The 6,614-nt window shown below is 61.1% G+C and carries 5 protein-coding genes; all 5 read left to right on the top strand.

The features are described from left to right. Window positions 1-245 precede the first annotated feature (245 nt). The 5 genes from asnB (at window position 246) to rph (ending at window position 6,537) form a co-directional block, all read left to right on the top strand. Entirely contained in the window at window positions 246-2,126 is a 1,881-nt protein-coding gene (asnB, locus tag ACQQ92_RS07635) for an asparagine synthase (glutamine-hydrolyzing) (RefSeq protein WP_161115110.1), read from the top strand. A gap of 112 nt (window positions 2,127-2,238) precedes the next feature. Continuing rightward, complete coding sequence (locus ACQQ92_RS07630) at window positions 2,239-3,801, top strand: Mur ligase family protein (RefSeq protein WP_427727009.1); 1,563 nt, start codon at window positions 2,239-2,241, stop codon at window positions 3,799-3,801. Window positions 3,802-3,908: 107 nt separating this feature from the next. Beyond that, window positions 3,909-4,820: an HAD family hydrolase gene (locus ACQQ92_RS07625; protein ID WP_427747684.1), complete on the top strand. Its 912-nt coding sequence runs from the start codon at window positions 3,909-3,911 to the stop codon at window positions 4,818-4,820. Window positions 4,821-4,873: 53 nt separating this feature from the next. Continuing rightward, window positions 4,874-5,758 carry a glutamate racemase gene (gene murI / locus ACQQ92_RS07620; protein ID WP_117769301.1) on the top strand — a complete coding sequence of 295 codons (885 nt, stop codon included), beginning with the start codon at window positions 4,874-4,876 and terminating at the stop codon, window positions 5,756-5,758. A 53-nt stretch (window positions 5,759-5,811) separates the two neighbouring features. Next, on the top strand, window positions 5,812-6,537 hold the full coding sequence (gene rph, locus ACQQ92_RS07615; protein ID WP_427796174.1) for a ribonuclease PH: 726 nt from the start codon (window positions 5,812-5,814) through the stop codon (window positions 6,535-6,537). Window positions 6,538-6,614: the final 77 nt, after the last annotated feature.

Raw genomic sequence — 6,614 nt, 5'->3', positions numbered from 1 at the left:
TCGAACCCCCAGCCTTGTGCGTGTAAAGCACCTGCGCTAACCGTTGCGCCAATCGCCCGTGCGGAGAGAGTATAGCAAAACAATCGCCCCATTCACCTCATATCCATTAAAGGTAACCGGCGCGTGTCACAGCGGAGCTGATTCAGTTGAGATTGCCTGAACATTCCGCCCCTCTTTACGCCCTCGGGTATACTTAAAAGCTACTGATTCGATTTGATGCCCAGCAACAGCAGAGGGGATAGTATATGTGCGGTTTTGTCGGTTTTGTCGGTGGGACGGATAACCAATCCGAGGTGCTCACCAAGATGATGGACCGCATCGTCCATCGCGGTCCCGACATGGGCGGTCAGTTTATCGACGGCCGCGTTGCCCTCGGCTTCCGCCGCTTGTCAATCCTTGACCTGACCGAGGCTGGCGCCCAACCCATGGCCAACGAGGACGGTAGCGTCGTCATTGTCTTCAACGGCGAGATCTACAACTTCCAAGAACTCCGTTCCGAGCTCGAGGCCAAGGGCTACAAGTTCCACTGCGGCGCCGACACCGAGAGCCTCCTGCACGGCTACGAGGAGTGGGGCGAGGCCGTCCTCGATCGCCTGCGCGGTATGTACGCCTTCGTCATCTGGGACAAAAAGAAGAACAAGCTTTTTGGCGCCCGCGACATCTTTGGCATCAAGCCGCTTTACTACTATCCCATGGCCGATGCGGGCGACGGCGCTCCGGGCGTGCTCTTTGGTTCCGAGATCAAGAGCTTCCTGGACTACCCGCACTTCCACAAGGCGGTCAACAAAAAGGCTCTGCGTCCGTACATGACGCTGCAGTATTCGGCAACCGAGGAGACCTTCTTCGAGGGTGTCTACAAGCTGCCGCCGGCGCACTACTTTACCGTCGATATTCCGACCGGCAAGATGAACATCGAGCGCTACTGGGATTGCGATTACTCTGCCGTCGAGAAGCCGTTCGAAGAGTATGTCGATGAGCTGGACGAGGTCGTGCACGAGAGTGTCGAGGCCCATCGCATCGCCGACGTCAAGGTCGCGTCGTTCCTCTCCGGCGGCGTCGACTCCAGCTATATTGCTGCTTGCCTCATGCCCGACAAGACCTTCTCGGTGGGCTTTGACTACAAGAACTTCAACGAGACCAACTACGCCAAGGAGCTTTCCGATAAGCTCGGCGTCGAGAACGTCCGCAAGATGATTACCGCCGACGAGTTCTTCGGTGCGCTCGAGGATATCCAGTATCACATGGACGAGCCGCAGTCCAACCTGTCTTCTGTGCCGCTGTGGTTCTTGGCCGAGATGGCCCGCAAGGACGTCACCGTAGTGCTTTCGGGCGAAGGCGCCGACGAACTCTTTGGCGGCTACGCCTACTACGAGGACACGGTCCCGGTCCGCAAGTACAAAAAGATGGTGCCGCTGCCCATCCGTCGCGCGCTCGGTAACCTGGCGCTGCATATGCCGTACTTCAAGGGACATAACTTCCTGGTCAAGGGTGCCGAGATCCCTGAGAAGTCGTTCCTGGGACAGGCTCTGGTATGGCCGGAGCGCGAGGTCGACGGCGTGCTCAAGCCCGAGTACAACACCGGCGATGGCGCCTTCGAGCTTGCCGCTCCCATCTATGCGCGCGTGAAGGGTCAGCCCGAGCTGGTCAAGAAGCAGTACCTGGACATGAACATGTGGCTCCCGGGCGACATTCTGCTCAAGGCCGACAAGATGTGCATGGCACACTCACTGGAGCTGCGCGTGCCCTTCCTGGACCGCAAAGTCATGGAGTTCGCCGAGCACATTCCCGACCGCTACCGCATCAACGAGAACGGCAACAAACAGGTACTCCGCCACGCTGCCAACAAGTCGCTGCCCGATGAGTGGGCCACCCGTCCCAAGGTGGGCTTCCCGGTGCCGATTGTCTACTGGCTGCGCGAGCAAAAGTGGTACGACTATGTCAAGGAGTACTTCACCGCGCCGTGGGCAAGCGAGTTCTTCAATACCGACGAGCTCATGCACCTGCTCGATCTGCACTTTGCGGGCAAGGGCGATTTCCAGCGCAAGATCTATACGCCGCTCGTGTTCCTAGTGTGGTACAAGCGCTTCTTTATCGACGAGGGCCAGCCTTCTGTTCAGGCTGCCTAGCCTCGGCTTACGAACGCCTGCGCGTAACGGCTCCTCCGGGAGCCGTTTTTGCATGGGTGCGTTTCAGTTACTATAAAAACCGTCCCTGCCAAATGGCTGAGAAAGGTGAAAGATGCACCATTCGGATTCCGCGACCGTGACCACGGTCGATACGCTTGCCAAGCTTCTCGACGTGTGCGGCGAGCTGCGCGCATCAGAGCAGGTTGACGAGCGTGCCGTGACCGGCTGCTCGTTTGATTCGCGCGTGGTCTCGGCAGGTGACGTATTCTTTTGCAAAGGTGCTGCCTTTAAGCCCGCGTTTTTGAGCATGGCGCTCGATGCGGGCGCCGTCGCATTTGTGTGCGAGGAGTCGCTGGTCGAGTCTCTGGAGCCGCTGGCGCAGGAGAGCGGTGCTGCGATGCTGGTTGTTGATAGTGTTCGCACAGCCATGGCCCTGTTGCCGCCGGAGGTCTACGACCGTCCTGACCACGACGTCAAGATCGTGGGCATCACCGGCACCAAGGGAAAGACCACGGCCGCTTTTATGCTCCAGTCCATCATCAAGGCGGCGGGCGAGTCCTGCGGCATGATCGGCTCGGTGAGTACCGACGATGGTATCGAGTGCTACGAGAGCACCAACACCACGCCCGAGGCCCCCGAGGTTTGGCGCCATATCGCCAACTGCCGCACGTCCGGTCGCCAGTCCATGGTCATGGAGGTCTCGAGCCAGGCGCTCAAGTATCAACGCGTCGAGAATCTGCCGTTTGACGTGGCGTGCTTCCTCAACATCGGCCGCGACCACATCTCGCTGATTGAACACCCCACGTTTGAGGATTATTTTGAGAGCAAACTCAGGATCTTTGACCAGGCAAAGACCGCCGTGGTGAATCTGGGCACCGAAGAGGTCGACCGTGTGCTGGAGGCAGCGTCGACGGCCGAGCGCTTGGTGACCGTTGGTGTCGAGCATCCCGAGGCAAGCCTGTGGGCGAGCGACGTGCGCATGGTCGGCTTTAGCATCGAGTTCAACTTGCATGGCCTGTGTGCCGACGAGTCCGAGGCGGGGGAGAAGATCCTGCTGGGTATCGCGGGAGACTTTAACGTGGAGAACGCGCTGGTCGCTATCGCCGCCGCGCGCGAGATCGGTATCGGTATCGAGGCCATCAAGAAGGGCCTCTCCAAACTGCGTGTGCCGGGCCGTATGGAGGTCGTGGAGTCGAAGGACGGCCGCGTGATCTGTGTCGTTGACTATGCGCATAACCAGCTTTCGTTCCGTTCGCTTTTCTCGTCGGTCAAGCGCGCGTTTCCCGCTAGTCCAGTCATTGCGGTGTTTGGCGCTGCCGGCGGCAAGGCGCAGGAGCGCCGCGAGCAGCTTCCGCGCGAGGCCGCACCATATTCCGACCTGATGATCTTTGCCAACGAGGACCCGGCTCACGAGGACCCGATGAAGGTCTGTCGCGAGCTTGCCGAACATGTTCCCGACGATACGCCGAACAAGATCATCCTCGATCGCGAAGCCGCTGTGCATGCGGCGTTCAAGGCGGCGCGCGAGGAGTACGTCAACCCCGATGCTCCCACCATTGTCTTGCTGCTGGCAAAGGGTGACGAGGAGCTCATGCACGTGGGCGACGAGTTCGTGCCCATCGAGAGCGACCTTTCGTTGGCCAATCGCCTGATCGATGTTACCCAGTTTGACTAATGAACCATGATGGCGGCGGCGCCCTGAGTGCGCTGTCGCCATAAGCGTGTTCCCTCAATCAAAACATGCCGTCCAAGTCCAAACCCTTCTACGTAAACGGAGTGACCATGTCCCACAACACCCTGCCGACCGTTGCCGAGCTTTCGGGCGAGATGCGCGAGCGCCTTGCCAAGGTCAAGTACGTCTTTACCGATCTGGACGCCACGATGCTCGCGCCCGGCTCGTGCGTGCTGCGCGACAACGACGGCAATCCCTCGACCAAGCTCGTCGAGGCCGTCGTGGCGCTTGCCCGCGCTGGCATCCAGGTAATTCCCACCTCGGGTCGCAACCGCACCATGATCCACGAAGATGCCCGCGTGCTCGGCCTCAACTCCTACATTGGCGAGATGGGTGGCCTGGTCATGTACGACCTCAAGGCCAACGACTGGGAGTATCTGACCGGCGACATGCCTTACGACCCCGCCTGCGGCCTCACGCCGCACCAGGTGATTGAGCAGACCGGCGTGTGCGAGAAGATTCTCGCTCGCTGGCCGCACAAGATCGAGTACCACAACGACATGTCGACTGGCTATAAGTACCGCGAGGTCACCGTCGGCATGCGCGGCGATATTCCCGATGACGAGGCGCAGGCCATCCTCGACGAGGCCGGCTGCGGTCTGGTCTGGGCCTGCAACGGCCACTTGACTCATCTGTCCAAGCCGACGACCCTCGAGCTCGATCGCGTCGAGGATGGTCGTGCCTTTAACATCAATCCGTCGGGTCTCGACAAGGGCGTGGCGGTCGCGCGTTTCTGCGAGCGTCTGGGCATCGAGCGCGACGAGACGCTGGCACTCGGCGATTCCGAGTCTGATTTCTACATGGCCGACCACGTGGGCACGTTCTGCCTGGTCGAGAACGGCCTGACCAGCGCCGGCGCGTCCGAGTTTCTTGCGTCCTGCGATAACGCCTTTGTCACGCGTGGCAGGATCGTTGACGGCTGGGCGGCGACGGCGGAGCTGCTCGTCGCGGCCCGTTCATAGCGCAGTGCCGTTACGCTTGGCCATATCTTTTCGAGAGAGAATCTGGTGAGGTAATGTCCGATATCGAGAATCTGGCCGGTGATACGCGCCCCATCGGCGTGTTCGACTCGGGCCTGGGCGGCTTGACGGTTGCGCGCGCGATTGCGACGGCGCTTCCGCACGAGTCCGTCTACTACTTTGGCGATACCAAGCGCTGCCCTTACGGCACCCGCACCGAGGACGAGGTGCGCTCGTTTGCGCTACAGGCGGGGCGCTGGCTTTCGAGACACGACGTCAAGATCATGGTCATCGCCTGCAATACGGCGACGGCAGCGGCGCTTCGCCTGGCTCAGCAGGTGCTCGATGTCCCCGTGATTGGCGTAATCGCGCCGGGCGCGCGTGCCGCCATCAACAGCACCCGCACGCGCCGTGTGGGCGTGCTCGCCACCAACCTCACCATCCGCTCGGGCGCCTACACGCGCGCCATCCAGGACTTGGATGCCGGCGTGGACGTGTATGGCTGCCCTGCCTCGAGCTTTGTCGAGGTTGTCGAGCACGAGCTCGCCTCGGGCGCGCATCTGCAGGAGCAGTGGCTCGAGAACGAGGATATTTTTGATACGCCAGCCGTTCGCGCGCTGGTCAACGCCACAGTCGAGCCACTGCACGATCGTGGCATCGATACCGTGGTGCTCGGCTGTACGCACTTTCCGCTGCTGGTGGGCCCCATCCGTCATGCGTTGGGGCCCGGGGTGCGCGTGGTGAGCTCCGCCGAGGAGACCACCCGCGAGCTGACCGATATCCTCACGCGCCGTGAGCAGCTGGCGGGCAACACCGCCGAGCCGCAGCATCGCTTTGCCACCACGTCCGACAACATTGCCGAGTTTGCGGTGGCGGGCAGCTTTATCTTTGGCCAGCCGCTCAAAAGCATCGAGCATGTCGATATCGACGAACTCGGTTAGGCACGCAATGTCGCCGGAGTCTTCGCCACATCTTTTGCCGAAAGGATAGTTCCATGGAATATATGCAGGTCAACCGCGCCAACGGCCGCGCCGCAAACGAGCTGCGTCCCGTTAAGCTCACTCGCGGCGTCATGAAGCACGCCCACGGCTCGTGCCTGGCAGAGTTTGGCGACACGCGCGTGCTGTGCGCCGCCACCATCGAGGAGGGCGTTCCGGGCTGGCGCAAGGGCGCCAAGGCCGGTTGGGTAACGGCGGAATATGCGATGCTGCCGGCGTCGACCGGCAAGCGCTGCAAGCGCGAACATGCCAACCGCAAGGGCCGTTCCATGGAGATCGAGCGCTTGATCGGCCGCAGCCTGCGCACCGTCGTCAACATGAAGGCGCTCGGCGAGTACACCGTTACCGTTGACTGCGATGTGATCCAGGCCGATGGCGGCACGCGTACGGCGAGCATCACCGGCGCCTGGGTGGCGCTGCACGACGCCCTTGCCATGTGGGTCGAGGCGGGCAAGCTCGAGCGCATTTCGCTTACCGGTCAGGTTGCCGCTATTTCCATGGGCGTCGTCGACGGCAACACCCTGCTCGACTTGGATTATTCCGAGGACAGCCACGCCGAGGTCGACATGAACCTCGTCGCCACCGACTCTGGCGAGATGATCGAACTCCAGGGTACCGGCGAGCAGGCGCCCTTCGACCGCAAGCGTCTCAACGCCCTGCTCGATCTGGGCGACAAGGGCATCGTCGAGCTCATCGAGCTTCAGCGTCAAGCCCTCGCCTAACCTGCCAAAAGGGGATGTTGATTTTGGCAGGTTTAATCTGCGAAAACGCCGAAGTATAAGACTGCCGTTGATTGAGA

The organism is Collinsella sp. SGI.241 (assembly GCF_050312955.1).
Lineage (GTDB): Bacteria > Actinomycetota > Coriobacteriia > Coriobacteriales > Coriobacteriaceae > Collinsella.
The sequence above is the reverse complement of the archived record's forward strand: the minus strand, read 5'-3'. Positions and strand labels throughout refer to the sequence as shown.